Here is an 18,525-nt window from a genome sequence, read left to right as displayed (position 1 = left end):
GCTGTGCCGGCCGCACTCGCGGCAGTGCCGGCAGCCGCAGCCGACGGCGCCCGAATCCGCCCCTTCCCGTGATCGCTCCAGCGGACCCCAGCGGGGGAGGGCCGGCCAGGCCCGGGGTCCGCGCAGCCACTGCGATCCGCGAGGAAGAACCATGCCCAAGCAGGCGTACGTGCGCACGAAGCCGCACGTCAACATCGGCACGATGGGGCACGTCGACCACGGCAAGACCACGCTGACGGCCGCGATCACCAAGGTGCTCAGCGACCGCGGCACCGGCACCTTCGTCCCGTTCGAGCGCATCGACCGGGCGCCGGAGGAGTCCGTGCGCGGCATCACCATCAACATCGCGCACGTCGAGTACGAGACGGCGACCCGCCACTACGCGCACGTCGACATGCCGGGCCACGCCGACTACGTCAAGAACATGGTCACGGGCGCGGCCCAGCTCGACGGCGCGATCCTGGTGATCTCCGCGATCGACGGCGTCATGCCGCAGACCGCGGAGCACGTGCTGCTCGCCCGTCAGGTGGGCGTCCGGCACGTGGTCGTCGCGCTCAACAAGGCCGACGCCGGCGACCCGGAGCTGACCGACCTCGTCGAGCTGGAGGTCCGCGAGCTGCTGACCAAGCACGGCTACCCGGGCGAGGAGGTTCCGGTGGTCCGCGTCTCCGGGCTGCGCGCGCTCGCGGGCGACCCGGCGTGGACCCAGGCGGTCGTGGACCTGCTCGACGCGGTGGACACGTACGTGCCCATGCCCGAGCGGCACTTGGACGCGCCGTTCCTGCTGCCGGTGGAGAACGTGCTCACCATCACGGGACGCGGCACGGTCGTCACCGGTGCCGTCGAGCGCGGCACGGTGCGCGTCGGGGACCGGGTGCAGGTGCTCGGCGCCGAGGTGGAGACGGTCGTCACCGGCCTGGAGACCTTCGGCAAGCCGATGGACTCCGCGCAGGCCGGCGACAACGTCGCGCTGCTGCTGCGCGGCGTCGCGCGCGACGCGGTGCGCCGCGGTCACGTCGTCGCCGCGCCGGGCAGCGTCGTGCCGCGGCGGCGGTTCACCGCCGAGGTGTACGTGCTGTCCGCGGCCGAGGGCGGCCGGCGTACGGCCGTCTCGACCGGCTACCGGCCGCAGTTCTACATCAGGACCGCGGACGTCGTCGGCGACGTCGACCTCGGCGGTACGGCCGTCGCCAGGCCCGGCGACACCGTCGCGATGACGGTCGAGCTGGGCCGCGAGGTGCCGCTCGAAGCGGGCCTCGGCTTCGCGATCCGCGAGGGCGGGCGCACCGTCGGCGCGGGCACCGTCACCGGCGTGGACTGACCCGGCGCACGCCGGGCCCGGCCCGCCGCCCGCCTTCCGTACCCGCGCATCCGCGCATCCGGGTACGGAAGGCGGGCCTCCTCCGCCACAATGGCCGGTGTGGAGGAGCCCGTCCCCGTCGTCGCCGCGGTGGACGGCGGCACCGCGAGGCTGCTGCCGGACGTCGACCGCCCGCGCGCTTACCTGCTCACGGTCGAGGGCGCCCCGCAGTCGTACGTCGATCTCGACGACGCCACGCACCTGGAGTTCGAGTACGCCCGCCGGCTCGCGCACGTCGTGGACCTCGGCTTCCCGCCGGGCCGCCCGCTGGACGCCGTGCACCTCGGCGGCGGCGCGCTGACCCTGCCCCGGTACGTGGCGGCGACCAGGCCCGGCTCCCGGCAGGAGGTCGCCGAGTCCGACCGCGGGGTGATCGCCCTGGTCGCCGAGCACCTGCCGCTGCCGCGGGACTGCGGTGTCACCGTACGGGCCCTGGACGCCCGCGCCGCGCTGGAGCGGCGCCCGGCGGCGAGCTGCGACCTGGTCATCGCCGACGTCTACGGCGGCGCGCGGGTGCCGGCGCACGTCGCGTCGCTGGAGTTCGTCGGCGCCGCCGCCCGCGCGCTGCGCCCGGACGGGCTGTACGTCGCGAACCTCGCCGACAGCGCGCCGTTCCGCTTCCTCGGCTCCCAACTGGCCACCGCCGCGGCCGTCTTCCCCGAACTGTGCCTGATCGCCGAGCCCTCGGTGCTGCGCGGCCGCCGCTTCGGCAACATCCTGGTGGTGGCGGCGAAGCACGGCGCGGAGGCAGGCTGGGGGCTGCCCCTCGCGGAGCTGGCCCGGCGCACCGCGGCGGACCCGTTCCCCGCCCGCGTCGAGTACGGGCCGGCGCTGCGGCGGCTGATGGCCGGCGCTCAGCCGGTCGGGGACGCCGACGCCGTGCCGTCGCCCGAGCCGCCGGACGGCGCCTTCACGATCGGCTGACCGGCCGGCTGCTCCGCGTCCGCGGCGCCGCCCGCGCCGTCCCCGGCGTCCGTACGGTCCCCGCCGCCCGCGGATCCGGCCGCCGTGTGCTCCGTACGCCGCCGCAACTGCCGTACGTCCGGCACCCACAGCACCGCGGCCGTCAGCACGACCACCAGCGCCGCGCAGCCCCACAGCGCCGCCGACCGGCCCACCAGGTCCTGCATCGGCCCGGCGAGCGCGGTGGTGACCGGGATCAGCGCGATCGAGCCGAGCCAGTCGTACGACGAGACCCGCGACAGCTTGTCCTCGGGGATCTCCTGGTGCAGCGCCATCATCCACGCCACCGCGAAGACCTCGATGCACGCGCCGGAGACGAACATCACCACCGCGAGCCACGACACCGGCAGCGGCACCGCCAGCGCCGCGGGCGGGAGCGCGAGCGGGAAGACGCACAGCACCCCGGCGAGCAGCACCCGCCGCGGCTTCCAGCGGGTCATCACCAGCGCCCCCGCCAGCGTCCCGGCGGCGAAGGCGCCCATGGCCAGGCCCCACGGCCCCGCGCCGCCCAGGTGCTCGCGGGCCACCAGCGGCCCGTACACCGCTTCTGCCGCGGCCACCACGGCGTTGACGACCGCGAACTGCAGGACGATCGACCACAGCCAGGGCCGTCCCGTCACCTCCCGCCAGCCGACCTTCAGATCGGCGACGATGCTGCCGCCGGGCTCCCGCTCGGGGATGCCGCTGACGTCGAGGAACGCCCGCAGCGCCGCGGCGACGGCGAACGCGCCTGCGTCCACGGCCAGCACCCAGCCCGGCCCCACGGCCGCGACCATGGCGCCGCCGAGCGCGGCCCCGCCGATGCCGGCGCCGTTGATGCCGACGCGGAAGAGCGCGAAGGCGCGGCCCGCCTGCTCGCCGGTGACAGAGGAGAGCACCATGCCCTCGGCGGCGGGGGCGAAGAACGCGTGCCCCGTACCGCCGATCGCCGACAGCAGCACCATGTGCCACACGTGCGCCTGGTCGGTGATGACCAGCGCCGCGAAGACGCCCTGCGAGGTGCAGTTGACGGTGTTCGCGACGACCATCACGCGGTGCCGCGGGATCCGGTCGGCGACCGCCCCGCCGACGAGCACGAAGACGATGAGCGCCGTCGTCCGCGCCGCCGCGACCAGGCCGACGTCGGTGGCGGAGCCGCCGGCTTCGAGGACCGCGAACGCCGAGGCGATCAGCGCGCCGGAGGCGCCGAGGTTGGTGATCACCGCGGCGAGGGAGAGCAGCGTGTAGTTGCGCCCCGCCCAGCGGCGGCGGGGCGCGGGCCCGGAGGCGGCTGCGGGGGCCCGTACGGGATCCGGCGGGGAATCGGCGTCGGGCGCGGGGGGACGGGTCACCCGCGGACTATGCCGGGCCCACAGGACCGCCGCAACCGGAATTCGCCGCGCTCAGCCCTCCAGCGGGCGCAGGCTGTCCATGATCTTGGCGATGGTGTCCTCGGGCACCTCGTCGTCCACGCCGGTGTCGGTGTACAGCACCCAGGTGGCGAACTCGCCCTTGACGTCGGTGTAGGTGAACGCGACGACCTTGCCGTCCGCCGAGCACTTGGTCTCGCGCGGCACGCCGGTGACGGTCGCGGTGGCCATGTGCCCCTTCAGACCGTGCTTGCTGGAGAACGCCACCGGCTCGGTCTGCTTGACGGTCGCCTTCTTGCTGGTGTTGAAGGCGGCCTCGGCCCAGGCGCCCGCCTCGTTCTCGACGGCCTCCTTGGTGTTCTTCGCGCCGATGCCGCCCTTGGTGCCGGCGCCCGCGCGGCTGGCGTACTTGCAGATGCCGTCCTTGTAGAGCGCGGCCCCCGTCATCGACACCAGCGGGCCGGAGTCGTCCTCGAAGCCGATGGTCATGGTCGGGGACTGCACCTCCCACTCCGGCGGCACGTCGTAGACGTTGTGGCGCTTGGCGTTGAAGACGGCCTTCCAGCCGGAGACGACGGGTTCGATCTTCTGGTCGTCGGCGACGCCGCGCGGGTTGTCGGGGTCGTCCTGCAGTACGGGCTTCTCCGACGGCGACGGGGAGGACGAGGCGGAGGGCGAACCGCCGCCGCCCCCGGGGCTCGCCTGGCCGCCGCCGCCGTCGTCCTCGTTGAGGAGCACCACGCCCGTCACGGCCGCCGCGGCGATCACGGCGACGGCGCCGATTATGGCGACGGCCACGCGGGGGCTCGTGCCGCTCTTGCCGGGTACGGGCGCACCGGGCGGCGCGCTCTGGCCCCACTGCTCCTGCTGCTGGTACTGCTGCTGTCCGTCGTAGCCCTGCGGGCCGTGCGGGGCGGGCTGTTGCTGATACGGGTTCGGCTGCTGCTGGTGCTGCTCGCCCCCGGGCTGCTGTCCTGGCCACATGCGGAACAACATAGCTGGCGACGGGGAGTGGCCACACTTATTACCCGTTGGTAACGTGGCCGCATGTCAGACACCATGCCGCCGCTGGGCGAGCTCCTTCAGGCATCGGTTCCCATGGTCCGCACGCTCGGCCTGATCTACGACGAGATCACCCCGGAGGCCGCCACCCTCCGCCTCCCGGATCGGCCCGAGTACCGCAACCACGTCGGCGGCCCGCACGCCGGCGCGATGTTCACCCTCGCCGAGTCGGCGACGGGCGCCGTCGTACTCGCCGCGTTCGGCGACCAGATGGGGCGGGCCGTGCCGCTGCCGGTGCGGGCGGAGATCGACTTCCTGAAGGTCGCCAGGGGCGACGTCACCGCCAAGGCGCGGCTGGGCCGGCCGGTTGCCGAGGTCGTGGCCGAACTCGACGCCGGGAAGCGGCCGGAGTTCCCGGTCGAGGTCGACATCGTCCGCGGGGACGGCGCCGTCAGCGGGCGGATGACGGTGCTGTGGACGCTGCGCCCCAACGACTGAGGGCTGCGGTCGCGGACCCGGCCGCCGCCGCGGGTGCCGTACCCGCCGGCGGCCGGGACCGCACCGGCGGCCGCGCCCCGGGATCCGGCGGCTCAGCCGCCCAGGGACTCGCGGTGCACCTGTGTCAGGGCCACGTAACCCGCGCCGTTGAGGCGGATGTGCTCGCGCTCCTCGTCGGTCAGCGGCCGCTTCACCTTCGCCGGCACCCCGGCGACCAGCGAGCCCGGCGGCACCTCCATGCCCTGCGGCACCAGCGCCTGCGCGGCCACCAGCGAACCGGCGCCGATCACGGCCCCGTTGAGCAGCGTCGCGCCCATGCCGACGAGCACGTCGTCGCCGACGGTGCAGCCGTGCACCACCGCGTTGTGGCCTACGGTCACGCGCTCGCCGATGACGACCGGAAAGCCCGGGTCCGCGTGCACCGTGCAGTTGTCCTGCACGTTGCTGCCCGCACCCAGGGAGATCGACTCGCAGTCGCCGCGCAGCACGGCGTTGTACCAGACGCTGGCCTCCGCGCCGAGGGTCACGGCCCCGACCACCACCGCGGTCGCGGCCACGTACGCCTTCGGGTCCACCGCGGGCTCCCGCCCGCCCACCGCCGCGATCAGCGGCTCCGGCCGTCCTGACATGTCGTCCGCTCCCGGTGCTCGCGGCGGCCCTCGCCGCCCGCCGTCATACGTCCTGGTGAGCCGCAGGCGGCCCGTCGCCGTCCGGGACCGCGGCCGCGCTCGCTCAGAGCGTAGGCGAGAGGGGGGAGGGGTACGGTGACCGGGTGCCGAACCCGCAGCGCAACTCCGTGACGAGCAGGCTGCTCTCGCGCGCCGTGCACCGCGGCTGGCGGTGGGTGCGGAGCACCGGCGCGGTGAGCGCGGCGCGCCCAGGACCGTACCGCTTCCGGCGGCTCGGCGCCGGCACGGTCCTCGCCTTCCCGCAGGGCACGATCTTCGGCGAGCGCCGGATCGAGCTGGGCGCGCACTGCATCATCGGCGAGCAGGTGACGCTCACCGTCGGCCTCGCGCCCGACGCCCCGCTCGGCCCGGACACCGCCGTGCGGCTCGGTGACGGCGTGGTGCTGGGGCGGGGCAGCCACGTGATCGCCGACCTGCCCGTCACCATCGGCGACGACGTCTTCTGCGGCCCCTACGTCTACGTCACCTCGACGAACCACAGCTACGACGATCCGCACGAGCCGGTCGGCAAGCAGTGGCCGCGCTCCGCGCCGGTGGAGATCGGCGCGGGCAGTTGGCTGGGCGCGGGCGCGCTGATCCTGCCCGGCGCCCGGCTCGGCCGCAACGTGGTCGTCGCCGCCGGCTCCGTGGTGCGCGGCGAGGTGCCGGACCACGCGGTCGTCGCCGGTGCGCCCGCCCGGATCGTACGCCGCTGGAACCCCGAGTCCGGCTGGCACCCGCCGTTGCGCCCGGCGCCCCCGGGCACACTGGAGACCGCGACATGACCGCGACCGGCCGACATCCGAGGAGAGGCGCCGCATGACCACGGACCGCAAGCTGCGGATCGTCCTGACCGTCGTGCTGTCCCTGCACGCCTTCGGACTGCTGCTCTACACGATCCGCAACCACTTCTGAGCCGCGCCCGGCACCGCGAACAGCCTCAGCCCGACGCCAGCAGCACCGTCCCCGCCAGCGCCAGACCCGCGCCCGCCGCCTGCACCGCGCGCAGTTTCTCCCGCAGCACGCCCCGCGCCGCCAGCGCCGTGACCACCGGATACAGCGACGACAGCACCGCCGCCAGGGTCACCGGGCCGTGCTGCGCGGCTATCGCGTACGTCCCGTTGGCCGCCACGTCCGCCAGGCCCACGAACACCAGCCCCGGCACCGCCGCCCGTATCGTGTCCCAGCCGCCCTCCGGCAGCGCGGCGCCGCCCCGGCGCACCGCCGCGTACAGCGCGGCCCCGCCCACCGCGACGTTCACCGCTCGCTGCACGAACAGCGCGAGGAACAGCCCCGTGACCGTCGTGGACGCCTCGGCGATGAAGGCGAAGACCGCGCCGAAGCCCGCCGCGGCGCCCAGCGTCAGCAGCAGCGTCCGCCGCGCCACCGGCGCACCCCGTACGGGACCGGACGCCAGCACCACGCCGGCGAGCGCGATGGCCCCGCCCGCGTACTGCACCGGGCCGGGCCGCTCCCCGTACGCCACGAGGCCCACGCCGAACGGCACCAGCACGGCCATCGAGGCGAGCGGCGAGACCACGCCCATGGGGCCCTGGGCCAGCGCGCTGTAGAAGCAGATCATCGCGACCGGCCCGGCGACGCCGGCCGCGACCGCGAACCAGAGCAGCGGACCGGCCTCGCTCCAGGCGCCGGTCGCGACCACCACGGCGCCCAGCACCACCGTCGCGGCGATCTGTGAGAGCACGACCACGGTGAGGGCGGGGGTGCGTCGGCTGAGCACCCCGCCGCCGAAGTCGGCCAGTCCGTAGAGGATGCTGGTGGCCAGGGCGAAGAGTGCGGTCACGACGAAGCCCCCCGAGTACACTGTGATGAACGCTGCGGTTCTCCGCAGTGTAGTTCAGTGCACTGGACGACCGCATCAAAAATAATGGACGGAGTGGGACGGGGCCTTGGCGGATTTCGACGTCCTCACGCACGCGCTCGCCAGGAATCTCAAGCACTGGCGCAACGAGCGCGGCTTCACCCTGGACTCGCTGGCCGGCCGCTCGGGCGTCAGCCGCGGGATGATCATCCAGATAGAGCAGGCGCGTACGAACCCCAGCGTCGGCACGACGGTCAAGCTCGCCGACGCCCTCGGCATCAGCATCACGACGCTGCTGGACTACGAGCACGGCCCCGAGGTGCAGCTCGTGCCGCCGCACCGGGCCGTGCGGATGTGGACGACGAAGGCCGGCAGCGCCAGCCGGCTGCTCGTCGGCACGCAGAGCCCCGGCCCGTTCGAGATGTGGTCCTGGCGGCTCATGCCCGGCGACGGCAGCGGTTCCGACCCGCACCCCGCGGGCACCACCGAGCTGCTGCACGTGACCGCGGGCGAGCTGACGCTCGTCGTCGCCGGCACCCCGCACCTGGTGCCCGCGGGCACGTCCGCCAGCTTCGAGGCGAGCGCCCCGCACGCGTACCGGAACGAGGGCCAGGACCCGGTGGAGCTGGTGATGGCGGTCTCGGTACCGCCCGCGCGCTGAGGCGGGTTAGGGTCACGGACATGCGCGCACCCATCGGAGACTTCGACGACGCCGCCCCCGCCACCGAGCGCCTCGACCTGCTCGGCGACCCCGTGGCGGCGGCCCTGCGCGGCTGGCAGGGTGCCGTCCCCGCCGCCGAGCTGGTGCACGTCGACTCCGACCCCGAGCTCGCCGACACGGCCGTCTTCTGCGAGACCTACGGGCAGGACCTGCTGGAGCAGTCCGCGAACTGCGTCGTCGTCGCCGGGAAGCGCGGCGGGAACGTCACCCTCGCCGCCTGCGTCGTACTGTCGACCACGCGCGTCGACGTCAACGGCACCGTCCGGCGCCATCTCGGTGTGCGCAAGGCGTCGTTCGCGCCCGCCGACACCGCCACCGCCGAGACCGGCATGGAGTACGGCGGCATCACCCCGGTCGGGCTGCCGGAGAGCTGGCCGATCCTCGTGGACGCCCGGGTCGCGGACGCGCCGCACCTGGTCGTCGGCAGCGGCCGGCGGCGCGGCAAGCTCATCGTCCCCGGCAAGGCGCTGGCCGGACTGCCGGGCGCCGTCGTCCTCGACGGCCTCGGCGCCTGATCCGCCGGGCCCCCGCTCAGCCGAGGAGGGGGATCTCGATGGCCGGGCAGCGGTTCATCACCATGTCGAGACCGGCCGCGCGCACCCGTTCGTACGCGCCCTCGTCGATCACGTCGAGCTGGAACCAGACCGCCTTCGCACCCGCCGCGACCGCCTCGTCGGCCACCCCGCCCGCCAGGTCGCTGTTGACGAAGACGTCGACCACGTCGACGGGGAAGGGGATGTCCGCGAGCGAGGCGTATCCCTGCTCGCCGTGCACCGTCTCCGCCTTCGGGTGCACCGGGACGATGCGCTTGCCGAAGCGCTGGAGCACCCGGGACACGCCATAGGCCGCACGTGAGGGGTTGTTGGACAGGCCGACCACCGCCCAGGTGTCGCCGGTCGAGGTCAGAATCCTGCGGATGGTCTCCTGGTCTGCGTACATGATCCTTACAACGACGCGGCCCCGGCCCGGATTCCCCGGGCGGCCCGGGGCGGGGGTGCCCGGGAGCGCGGCTAGGGTGGCGGGATGCGCGAGGGGTACCTGACCGTCGCCCGGGAGGGCGTGCACGAGACCGAGGTGAACCGCTCCCGGTTCGTCTGCACCCTCGCCCCCGCGGCCACCGAGGCCGAGGCGCAGGCCGTCCTCGCCCGGGTGCGCGCCGCGTACCCCGACGCCTCGCACCACTGCTTCGCTTACGTCATCGGCGCGGACGCCGGCGTGCAGAAATCGGGCGACGACGGCGAGCCGGGCGGCACCGCCGGGCTGCCCATGCTGCAACTGCTGCTCCGCCGCGAGCTGCGCTACGCCGTCGCCGTCGTCGCCCGCTACTTCGGCGGCACCAAGCTCGGCGCCGGCGGCCTCATCCGTGCCTACGGCGGCGCGGTCGGCGCCGCCGTGGACGCGCTCGGCACCGTGACGCGGCTGCGGATGCGGCTGGTCACCGTCACCGTCGACCACGGGCGGGCCGGCAAGGTGCTCGGCCACCTGCACGCCGCGGGGCGCGACGTACGCGGCGTGGCGTACGGCGAGAGCGTCGATGTCGAGGTCGCCGTGCCCGCGGGCGAACTGGACGACTTCCGCTCCTGGCTGGCCGACGCCACCGCCGGGAGCGCCGAACTGCGGCCCGGCGACGAGGTGTACGGCTCCGGGTGAGAGGCGCGTGGCCGCCCGGGTTGTCGTACCCCGCCGCTACAGTCGGGCCTCATGCGCTTCCTGCACACCTCGGACTGGCACCTGGGCCGCTCGTTCCACCGGGTCAGCCTGCTCGACGCCCAAGCCGCGTTCCTCGACCACCTCGTCGCGGTGGTGGCCGAGCGCGGGGTCGAGGCCGTGCTCGTCGCCGGGGACGTCTACGACCGCGCGGTGCCGCCACTGGCCGCCGTGGAGCTGTTCGACCGGTCGCTGCACCGGCTCGGGGCGCTCGGCGTGCCGGTCGTCATGATCTCCGGGAACCACGACTCGGCGCGCCGGCTCGGCGTCGGCGCCGGGCTGCTGGACCGCGCGGGCGTCCATCTGCGCACCGACCCGGCGGGCGTGGGCGAGCCCGTCCTGCTGCGGGACGACGCCGGGGACGTCGCGTGCTACGGGCTGCCGTACCTGGAACCGGCGCTGGTGCGCGAGGAGTTCGCCACCCCCCGCGGCGGCCACACCGCGGTGCTCTCCGCCGCCATGGACCGGGTGCGCGCCGACCTCGCCGCCCGCCCGGCCGGCACCCGCTCCGTCGTCCTCGCGCACGCCTTCGTCACCGGGGGCCAGGTCTCCGACAGCGAACGGGACATCACCGTCGGCGGCGTCGCCTCCGTGCCCACCTCGGTCTTCGCCGGCGTCGACTACGTCGCGCTGGGCCATCTGCACGGCTGCCAGACCCTCGCCGAGCGCGTGCGCTACTCGGGCTCCCCGCTCGCGTACTCCTTCTCCGAAGCCACCCACCGCAAGTCGACCTGGCTGGTGGACCTCGACGCCGCCGGCGCCGTCACCGCCGAGCGCATCGACGCCCCCGTGCCCCGGCCGCTGGCGCGGCTGCACGGCCGGCTGGCCGACCTGCTCGCCGACCCCGCCCTCACGCCCGTCGAAGGCGCCTGGGTCGAGGCCACGCTCACCGACACCGCCCGCCCGCACGAGCCGATGGCCCGCCTCGCGGAGCGCTTCCCGCACGTCGTCAGCCTCGCCTTCGCCCCCGGGCCCGCGGACGGTACGGCCGCCGCCGCGTCGTACGCCGACCGGCTCAGGGGCCGCGACGACCGCCAGGTCGCGGAGGACTTCGTGGCGCACGTCAGACCCGGCGCGACCGCGACGGCCGACGAACGGGCCGTGCTGCACGCCGCGTTCGACGCCGTGCGCGCCGCCGACGCGCGCGAGGAGACCGCCCGGTGAGGCTCCACCGGCTCGCCGTCGCCGCCTTCGGCCCCTTCGCCGGCACGCAGGAAGTCGACTTCGACGCCCTGTCAGGGGCCGGCATCTTCCTGCTCCAGGGCGCCACCGGCGCCGGCAAGACCTCCATCCTCGACGCCGTCTGCTACGCGCTGTACGGCGGCGTGCCGGGCGTCCGCCAGGGCGGCACCCTGCGCAGCCACCACGCCGAGCCGCACACCCCGACCGAGGTCGCGCTCGACTTCACCCTCGCCGGCCGCCGCCTGGAGGTCACCCGCAGGCCCGCCCAGCCCCGCCCCAAGCGCAACGGCACCGGCGTCACCACCGAGCGGGCCACCAGCCTGCTGCGCGAGCACGACCCGGCGGCCGGCGAGTGGCGCGGCCTCAGCCGCTCGCACCAGGAGATCGGCGAGGAGATCGGCGGCCTGCTGGGCATGACGCGCGAGCAGTTCTGCCAGGTCGTCCTCCTCCCGCAGGGCGACTTCGCGCGGTTCCTGCGCGCCGACGCGGAAGCCCGCGCCAAGCTGCTCGGCCGCCTCTTCGACACCGGCCGCTTCGCCGCCGTCGAGGACCACCTCGCCGAGCTGCGCCGCCGCTCCCAGGAGGCCGTACGCGACGGCGACGAGCGGCTGCTGCACCTCGCCCAGCGCATCCGGCAGGCCGGCGGCCCCGCCGCTGACGGAGACGCGGACGGCTGGTCGCCCGACGCGGCCAAGCCGGGCGAGGCCGACCTCGCCGCCGGCGTTCTCGGCTACGCCGCGGTCGCCCGCGCCACCGCCCGCGAGCTGGCGGACGCTGCGGAGCTGCGGCTGCGCACCGCTGAGTCCGCCCACACGGCGGCGGAGGGCAATCTTCAGGACGTACGCGAACTCGCCAGGCTGCAGCGGCTGCACGCCGACGCCCGGCAGCGGCAGCAGGCCCTCGCCGAACGGCGGCAGGAGCGCGCCGCGCTCGGCGAGATGCTGCGCCGCGCCCGCGACGCCGCCGCCGTGGCGCCCGCCCTGGAGCTGCGCGACCGGACCGCCGCCGCGGCCCGCCACGCCGCCGCGGCCGAGGAGGCGGCCCGCGCCGCGCTGCCCGGCACCGTCGCCGGCGGCGGCCCGGATCAGCTCGACGCGCACGAGGCCCGCACCCGGCAGGAGCTGGGCGCCCTCGACGCCGCCCGCGCCGCCGCCGCCCGCAGCGCCGGGATCGCCCGCGAACTCGCCACGCTGGACGAGGAGTCCCGCGCCGACGAGGAGGTGCTGCGCGAGGCCGCCGGCTGGCTCGACGACTGGGACGCCCTGCGCGGCGGCCTCCAGCGCCGCGTCGACGAGGCCCAGGGCGCGGCCACGCGCGCGGAGCAGCTCGCCGCGGAACACGAGGGCGCGCGCCGCCGTCTCGATGCCGCCGAGCGCCGCGACGAGCTGGCCGGCAGGACAGACGAGGCCCGGCACGCGCACCTCGACGCGGGCGAACGCGCCGGGCAGGCACACGAGACCTGGCTGGAGCTGAAGGAGCGGCGCCTCGACGGCATGGCGGCCGAACTGGCCGCCCGGCTGGCCGACGGCGAGCCCTGTCCCGTCTGCGGCTCCGCCGCGCACCCCGCCCCCGCCACCGGGGACGGTGCCCACGTTGGCGAGCGCGAGGAGAACGAGGCCCTGGCCGCGTACCGGGCCGCCGAGCGCGTACGCGAAGAGGCCGCGCTGCGGCTCGACTCGCTGCGCCAGGCCCGCGACGCCGCCGCCGAGGCGGCGGGCGAGGAGAGCAGGGACGCGCTGGCCGCCGCCGTCGCGCGGGTGGCCGGGGAGCTGGGGCGGGCCCGCGAGCTGGCCGCCGGCGCGCTCGCCGTACGGGAGCGACTGGACCAGGCGCACGAGGAGCACGCCCGCCGGGTGCGCGGCCGGCAGCAGGCCGAGAGCCGCGCCGCCGCCCGCGCCTCCCGCGCCGACGCGCTCACCGCGGAACGGGCCGCGCGCGACGCCGACGTGCGCGCCGCCCGCGGTGGCGCCGCAGGCGTCGAGGAGCGCGCCGGGCAACTCACCTCGCTGGCCGACCGGCTCGCCGTCGCCGCCCGCGCCGCCCGCGAGGCCGCGGCCGCCGCGGAGCGCAGCAAGGACGCCGACGCGCGCGTCGCCGACGCCGCGTACCGCGCCCGCTTCGAGACCCCCGAGGAGGCCGCCGCGGCGCTGCTGGACCCGGCCGCGCTGCGGGACGTGGAGGCGCGGTTGGAGGCGTGGCAGGCCGAGGAGGCGGCCGTCGCCGAGGCGCTGGCCGAGCCGCGCGCCGCCGCGGCCGCCGCCCGGCCGCCCGCCGCCGTCGGCGCCGCGGAGGAGGCGTACGCGGCTGCCGCCGCCCGGCTGCGTACCGCCGCCACCGCCGGGGACAATGCGCGCGAGCGGTGCGACGCGCTCGCCGGGCTCTCCGCCGAGGCCGCCGACCGGGTGCGCCGGCTGGCCCCGTTGCGTACGGAGCACCACCGGGTGGCGCGGCTCGCCTCGCTCACGGCCGGCACGTCCGCGGAGAACGAGCGGAAGATGCGGCTGGAGTCGTACGTGCTGGCCGCCCGGCTCGAACAGGTCGCCGCCGCCGCCACGGCCCGGCTGGCGCGGATGTCGTCCGGACGGTTCACGCTGGTGCACTCCGACGAGCGTGCCCACGGCCGGGGGCGCCACGGCCTCGGGCTGCACGTCGTGGACGCCTGGACCGGCACCGAGCGGGACACCGCCACGCTCTCCGGCGGCGAGTCGTTCTTCGCCTCCCTCGCCCTGGCCCTCGGCCTGTCCGACGTGGTGGCGGAGGAGGCGGGCGGCGTCCGGCTCGACACGCTCTTCATCGACGAGGGCTTCGGCAGCCTGGACGAACAGACCCTGGACGAGGTGCTGGACGTCCTCGACGCGCTGCGCGAGCGGGACCGCACGGTCGGCATCGTCAGCCACGTGCCGGAGCTGCGCCGCCGGATCCCGGCGCAGTTGGAGGTCGTCAAGGGCCGCTCCGGTTCGTACGTACGGCACCGCACGGCCGCCGACCGCTGACCGCCCCCCGCCCGGGCCCGCGCCCGGCGCGCCCTGCCAACGCGTACGGCCGCGACCCCGGAGGCCGCGGCCGTACGCCCGTCTTACCGCCGGGTCACAGCGCCGACAGCTCGGCCTCCAGGTCGTCGAGGCCGAGTGAGCCCTGCGACAGCGCGGCCATGTGCCACGCCTTCGCGTCGAAGTCCGCGCCGCGCGCCTTGCGCGCCGCGTCCCGGCCGCGCAGCCAGGCGCGTTCGCCGATCTTGTAGCCGATCGCCTGTCCCGGCATCGACAGGTAGCGCGTCAGCTCGCTCTCCACGAAGTCCGCGGGCCGCCCGCTGTGCATCCCGAAGAACTCCTGCGCCAGCGCCGGTGTCCACCGCTCGCCCGGGTGGAAGGGGGAGTGGTCCGGGATCGGCAGCTCCAGATGCATGCCGATGTCGACGATCACGCGAGTGGAGCGCATCATCTGCGCGTCCAGGTAGCCGAGGCGCTGTTCCGCGTCGGTGAGGAAGCCCAGCTCGTCCATGAGCCGCTCCGCGTAGAGCGCCCAGCCCTCGCAGTTGGCGCTGACCCAGCCGAGCGTCGACTGGTAGCGGGAGAGCTGGTCCTTGACGTACACCCACTGCGCGAGTTGCAGATGGTGTCCGGGGACGCCCTCGTGGTACCAGGTCGAGACCAGGTCGTAGACCGGGAAGCGGGTCTCGCCCATCGTCGGCAGCCAGGTGCGCCCGGGGCGGGAGAAGTCCTCGGCGGGCGGCGTGTAGTACGGCGCGGCGGCGCCGCCGGGCGGGGCGATCCGCGACTCCACCCGCCGCACAGGACCGGCCAGGTCGAAGTGGGTGCCGTCGAGCGCCTCGATGGCCTCGTCCATGATTCCCTGCAGCCACTCGCGGACGGCGTCCTCGCCCTCGATGTGGGTGCCGTGCTCGTCCAGGTGCTTCAGCGCCTCCCAGGGGGTGGCGGCGCCGGGCAGGATCTTCGCGGCCTCGGTCTTCATCTCGCCGAGCAGCCGGTGGTATTCCGACCAGCCGTACGCGTACGACTCGTCCAGGTCGAGGTCGGCGCCGTTGAAGAAGCGCGACCAGCGGGCGTAGCGCTCGCGCCCGACGACGTCGGGCGAGCCGGCCGCGGCGGGCGCGTACACGTCGCGCATCCAGTCGCGTAGCGCGCTCACGGCGGCGGTGGCCTCGCCCGCGGCGGCGTCCAGCTCCCCGCGGAGCGACTCGGGCCCCGCGGCGGTCAGGTCGCCGAACCAGCCGCGCCCCTCGCCCGCCCACTCGGTGAGCTGGCCGACGAACGTCGTCGTCGCCCGCGGCCCGCCGAACAGGCCCTTGTCCACGCCCGCGGCCAGCGACCGCCGGTAGCCGTCGAGCGCCGCCGGGACCGCGCGCAGCCGGGCGGCGATGTCCGACCAGTCGTCCTCGCCCGCGGTCGGCATCAGCGTGAAGCACTCGCGCATCAGGTGCACGGGGGAGTGGATGTTGCTGACGGCCCGCAGGCCCTCCTCGGCGTCGTGCACGGCGAGTTCGGCGCTCAGCCGCTCCCGCAGCAGCCGCGCGCAGCGCCGCTCCGCGTCACTGTCCGCGCCGGGCTGCCGCTCCGCCTCGTCCAGGGCCGCAAGGGTGGCGCGGCCCAGCTCGGCCACGGCCTGTTGGCCGTCGGGGGAGAAGTCGGGGAGAGCCCGGGAGCTCTCCGGCACGCCGAGCATCGTGCCGCTGATGGGGTCGAGGTCGATCAGGTCGTCGACATAGGCGTCCGCCACCTGCCGGGGCATTCGCTGGTTCGTGGAGTCGGGCATGCGGGCCATCCTCGTACACGGGGGCGGGCGCCGTCATCACCAAAACGGCCTCCGCCCTACGGAGGCAGCAGCGGCCCGCACTCCCAGTGCTGGAAGACCAGCCGCGTCTCCACCCGCGCCACCTCCCGGCGCGAGGTGAACTCGTCCAGCACCAGCCGCTGCAGGTCCGCTGCGTCGCGTACGGCGACGTGCAGGAGGTAGTCGTCGGGCCCGGTGAGGTGGAACAGCGCGCGGGACTCGGGCAGCGAGCGGACCCGCTCGACGAACGGGCCGATCAGGTCGCGGCGGTGCGGGCGCACCTGCACCGACAGCAGGGCCTCCAGCCCGCGGCCGAGCCGCGCGGGATCGATCCCGAGCCGGTGGCCGGTGATCACGCCGGCGCGGCGCAGCCGGGCCACGCGGTCCAGGCAGGTGGAGGGCGCGACGCCGACGGCGGCGGCCAGATCGCGGTTGGTGGTCCGGGCGTCGTTCTGCAGCACCCGCAGAATCTCCAGGTCCACCGGATCGAGAGCGGGTGAATCGGGCATCGGCCGAACATAGCACGGGCGCTGCCCGCCCGAGCCCGTACGAGCTTCAGCATCGGGGGCATGGAGACCCCGACGCGTTCACTCGCCACCGAGGCCGTGCACGCAGGGCGCGAAGACCTCGCCGCCCTCGGCCTGCACGCCGCCCCGCTCGACCTGTCCACGACCTACCCGTCCCCGGACAGCAGGGGCGAGGCCGCCCGTATCGACCAGTTCGCCGCCACCGGCGCCCCGCTCGAAGGACCACAGGTCTACGGCAGGATCGGCAACCCCACCGTCGCCCGCTTCGAACAGGCCCTGGCCCGGCTGGAAGGCACCGAGTCGGCCGTCGCGTTCGCCAGCGGGATGGCCGCGCTCAGCGCCTGCCTGCTGGTGCGCGGCAGCCTCGGCCTGCGGCACGTCGTCGCCGTCCGGCCGCTCTACGGGTGCAGCGACCACCTGCTCGACAGCGGGCTCCTCGGCACCGAGGTGACCTGGACCGACCCGGCAGGCATCGCCGACGCCCTCCGCCCGGACACCGGGCTGGTGCTCGTCGAGACCCCCGCCAACCCCACGCTCGCCGAGACGGACCTGCGGGCCGTCGCGTACTCCTGCGGCTCGGTCCCGCTGCTGGTCGACAACACCTTCGCCACCCCCGTCCTGCAGCGCCCCGCCGAGCACGGCGCCCGGCTCGTGCTGCACAGCGCCACCAAGTACCTCGGCGGCCACGGCGACGTGATGGGCGGCGTCATCGCCTGCGACGAGGAACTGGCCGGCGCGCTGCGCCGGATCCGCTTCGCCACCGGCGGCGTGCTCCACCCGCTCGCCGGCTATCTCCTGCTGCGCGGCCTGTCGACCCTTCCGGTGCGGGTACGGGCCCAGTCCGGCACCGCCGCGGAACTCGCACGCCGGCTCGCCGGCCACCCCGCGGTGACCCGGGTGCGCTACCCGCGGCTCGGCGGCGCGATGGTCGCCTTCGAGGTGCGCGGCGACCCGCACGCGGTCATCGGCGCCGTGCGGCTGATCACCCCGGCGGTGAGCCTCGGCAGCGTCGACACCCTCATCCAGCACCCGGGTTCGATCAGCCACCGCATCGTCGACCCGGCCGACCGCCGCTCGGGCGGCATCGGCGAGGGGCTGCTGCGGATGTCGGTCGGCCTGGAGGACGTGGACGACCTGTGGGCGGACCTGAGCGCGGCGCTCGACGCGGCCGGCGGGCCGCCCCCGGCCGCAGGGGCGAGCGGCGCCGCGGTCAGCGGGGTCCGGCGGGACCCGTCGCGGGGGTGAGCCGTTCGTCCAGGTGCGCGGTGACGACGAGGGTGGCGCCCTCCACCTGGTACTCCAGTGGGACGCCCGCCTTGCGCAGGGTGGCGTCCATGGCGGCGTCCAGCGACCGCGTCACCACGTACACGCTGCCGTAGCCCATCCCGGCGGCCGTCGTCAGCAGCCGGCGCACCAGGTCGGTGCCCAGGCCGCGGCGCTGCCAGGCGTCCTCCACCAGCAGCGCCAGCTCGGCCTCGTCGTCGTCCCACAGCAGGTGCCCGAGGGCCACCAGCCGGCCGCCGGCCGTCTGCACCGCCAGCGTCCGGCCGAAGTGCGGGCTCAGCAGGTGGGGCAGATAGCCGTCGGCCTCGTCGGGCGGGCCCTGGTAGCGCATCGCCAGGGTCCGCCGGGAGCAGCGCCGGTGCAGTGCCAGCGCGGCGTCGTGGTCCTCGGGCCCGGCGTCGCGGACCGTGAGGGGGCTGGCGGCCCTCGGCCCCGATGCGTCCCGGCGGCGCGGCGGGCGCGCCCCCGGACGGCGGTCCGTCACGGGGTGGGCCCTGCCACCCGCCCGGAGGACGGCGGCGATCGTGTACGGACCGGGCGCCGCGGACGCGCGCCGCGGGCCCTGCCCCCTCGGTGCGGTGTGATCGGCCATGAACTCCAGCTTTCCGGACGGGTATTGCGTGATCAAGAACGAGCTGTGACCGGATGGTA

The 18,525-nt window shown here is 75.5% G+C and carries 18 protein-coding genes; 10 read left to right on the top strand and 8 right to left on the bottom strand.

The genetic code is table 11. From position 1 onward, the window contains the following. Nucleotides 1-151: 151 nt before the first annotated feature. Nucleotides 152-1,321: an elongation factor Tu gene (gene tuf, locus ACFYVJ_RS26695; RefSeq protein ID WP_388896306.1), complete on the top strand. Its 1,170-nt coding sequence runs from the start codon at nt 152-154 to the stop codon at nt 1,319-1,321. A 99-nt stretch (nt 1,322-1,420) separates the two neighbouring features. Next, nucleotides 1,421-2,284, top strand: coding sequence for a spermidine synthase (locus tag ACFYVJ_RS26690; RefSeq protein WP_388896303.1), 864 nt, complete (start codon nt 1,421-1,423; stop codon nt 2,282-2,284). On the opposite strand, the gene ACFYVJ_RS26685 is transcribed toward ACFYVJ_RS26690, so the two are convergent. Beyond that, nucleotides 2,215-3,654 carry an MFS transporter gene (locus ACFYVJ_RS26685; RefSeq protein ID WP_388896300.1) on the bottom strand — a complete coding sequence of 480 codons (1,440 nt, stop codon included), beginning with the start codon at nt 3,652-3,654 and terminating at the stop codon, nt 2,215-2,217. The two genes, ACFYVJ_RS26690 and ACFYVJ_RS26685, sit on opposite strands and share 70 nt — an antisense overlap. A gap of 51 nt (nt 3,655-3,705) precedes the next feature. Further along, complete coding sequence (locus ACFYVJ_RS26680) at nt 3,706-4,656, bottom strand: hypothetical protein (RefSeq protein WP_388896298.1); 951 nt, start codon at nt 4,654-4,656, stop codon at nt 3,706-3,708. A 63-nt stretch (nt 4,657-4,719) separates the two neighbouring features. On the opposite strand from ACFYVJ_RS26680, the gene ACFYVJ_RS26675 reads away from it, so the two are divergent. Further along, nucleotides 4,720-5,172 carry a DUF4442 domain-containing protein gene (locus tag ACFYVJ_RS26675; protein WP_388896295.1) on the top strand — a complete coding sequence of 151 codons (453 nt, stop codon included), beginning with the start codon at nt 4,720-4,722 and terminating at the stop codon, nt 5,170-5,172. Nucleotides 5,173-5,264: 92 nt separating this feature from the next. Here the strand turns inward: ACFYVJ_RS26675 and ACFYVJ_RS26670 are convergent, their stop codons facing one another. After that, on the bottom strand, nt 5,265-5,801 hold the full coding sequence (locus ACFYVJ_RS26670) for a gamma carbonic anhydrase family protein (RefSeq protein ID WP_388896293.1): 537 nt from the start codon (nt 5,799-5,801) through the stop codon (nt 5,265-5,267). A gap of 143 nt (nt 5,802-5,944) precedes the next feature. Between ACFYVJ_RS26670 and ACFYVJ_RS26665 the strand changes: the two genes are divergently transcribed. After that, the gene (locus tag ACFYVJ_RS26665) at nt 5,945-6,625 is read left to right on the top strand and encodes an acyltransferase (protein ID WP_388896290.1); all 681 of its coding nucleotides are present in this window, start codon (nt 5,945-5,947) and stop codon (nt 6,623-6,625) included. Between the two features lie 155 nt (nt 6,626-6,780). On the opposite strand, the gene ACFYVJ_RS26660 is transcribed toward ACFYVJ_RS26665, so the two are convergent. Then, nucleotides 6,781-7,644: an EamA family transporter gene (locus ACFYVJ_RS26660; protein ID WP_388896288.1), complete on the bottom strand. Its 864-nt coding sequence runs from the start codon at nt 7,642-7,644 to the stop codon at nt 6,781-6,783. A gap of 106 nt (nt 7,645-7,750) precedes the next feature. Between ACFYVJ_RS26660 and ACFYVJ_RS26655 the strand changes: the two genes are divergently transcribed. Both ACFYVJ_RS26655 and ACFYVJ_RS26650 read left to right on the top strand, forming a co-directional pair. Further along, nucleotides 7,751-8,323: a helix-turn-helix domain-containing protein gene (locus ACFYVJ_RS26655; protein WP_388896285.1), complete on the top strand. Its 573-nt coding sequence runs from the start codon at nt 7,751-7,753 to the stop codon at nt 8,321-8,323. A gap of 20 nt (nt 8,324-8,343) precedes the next feature. Then, nucleotides 8,344-8,898, top strand: a complete 555-nt coding sequence (locus tag ACFYVJ_RS26650; RefSeq protein WP_388896282.1) for a YbaK/EbsC family protein — start codon at nt 8,344-8,346, stop codon at nt 8,896-8,898. Between the two features lie 16 nt (nt 8,899-8,914). On the opposite strand, the gene ACFYVJ_RS26645 is transcribed toward ACFYVJ_RS26650, so the two are convergent. Then, nucleotides 8,915-9,322, bottom strand: coding sequence for a CoA-binding protein (locus ACFYVJ_RS26645; protein WP_101425942.1), 408 nt, complete (start codon nt 9,320-9,322; stop codon nt 8,915-8,917). A gap of 84 nt (nt 9,323-9,406) precedes the next feature. On the opposite strand from ACFYVJ_RS26645, the gene ACFYVJ_RS26640 reads away from it, so the two are divergent. From ACFYVJ_RS26640 to ACFYVJ_RS26630, 3 genes are read left to right on the top strand one after another with little or no spacing between them, the layout of a single operon-like run. Beyond that, a complete protein-coding gene (locus ACFYVJ_RS26640) occupies nt 9,407-10,033 on the top strand; it encodes a YigZ family protein (RefSeq protein ID WP_388896280.1) in 627 nt (208 codons plus the stop codon). Nucleotides 10,034-10,084: 51 nt separating this feature from the next. After that, complete coding sequence (locus tag ACFYVJ_RS26635; RefSeq protein WP_388896277.1) at nt 10,085-11,254, top strand: exonuclease SbcCD subunit D; 1,170 nt, start codon at nt 10,085-10,087, stop codon at nt 11,252-11,254. Continuing rightward, the gene (locus ACFYVJ_RS26630) at nt 11,251-14,265 is read left to right on the top strand and encodes an AAA family ATPase (protein WP_388896274.1); all 3,015 of its coding nucleotides are present in this window, start codon (nt 11,251-11,253) and stop codon (nt 14,263-14,265) included. The genes ACFYVJ_RS26635 and ACFYVJ_RS26630 overlap by 4 nt, the downstream gene beginning before the upstream one ends. A gap of 94 nt (nt 14,266-14,359) precedes the next feature. Here the strand turns inward: ACFYVJ_RS26630 and ACFYVJ_RS26625 are convergent, their stop codons facing one another. Further along, a complete protein-coding gene (locus ACFYVJ_RS26625) occupies nt 14,360-16,045 on the bottom strand; it encodes a DUF885 domain-containing protein (protein WP_388896271.1) in 1,686 nt (561 codons plus the stop codon). A 56-nt stretch (nt 16,046-16,101) separates the two neighbouring features. Next, on the bottom strand, nt 16,102-16,572 hold the full coding sequence (locus ACFYVJ_RS26620; RefSeq protein ID WP_388896268.1) for an Lrp/AsnC family transcriptional regulator: 471 nt from the start codon (nt 16,570-16,572) through the stop codon (nt 16,102-16,104). 60 nt (nt 16,573-16,632) lie between these two features. Here ACFYVJ_RS26620 and ACFYVJ_RS26615 point away from each other — a divergent pair, with 60 nt between their 5' ends. After that, nucleotides 16,633-17,835: a trans-sulfuration enzyme family protein gene (locus tag ACFYVJ_RS26615; protein WP_388896265.1), complete on the top strand. Its 1,203-nt coding sequence runs from the start codon at nt 16,633-16,635 to the stop codon at nt 17,833-17,835. Here the strand turns inward: ACFYVJ_RS26615 and ACFYVJ_RS26610 are convergent. After that, nucleotides 17,801-18,466 (bottom strand): GNAT family N-acetyltransferase, encoded by a 666-nt coding sequence (locus ACFYVJ_RS26610; protein ID WP_388896262.1) that lies wholly within the window; start codon nt 18,464-18,466, stop codon nt 17,801-17,803. The two genes, ACFYVJ_RS26615 and ACFYVJ_RS26610, sit on opposite strands and share 35 nt — an antisense overlap. Between the last annotated feature and the right edge of the window lie 59 nt (nt 18,467-18,525).

Source organism: Streptomyces sp. NPDC004134 (assembly GCF_042874195.1).
Taxonomy (GTDB): Bacteria; Actinomycetota; Actinomycetes; order Streptomycetales; family Streptomycetaceae; genus Streptomyces.
Note: the sequence above shows the minus strand (reverse complement) of the source record. Positions and strands in the feature narration are given on the sequence as shown.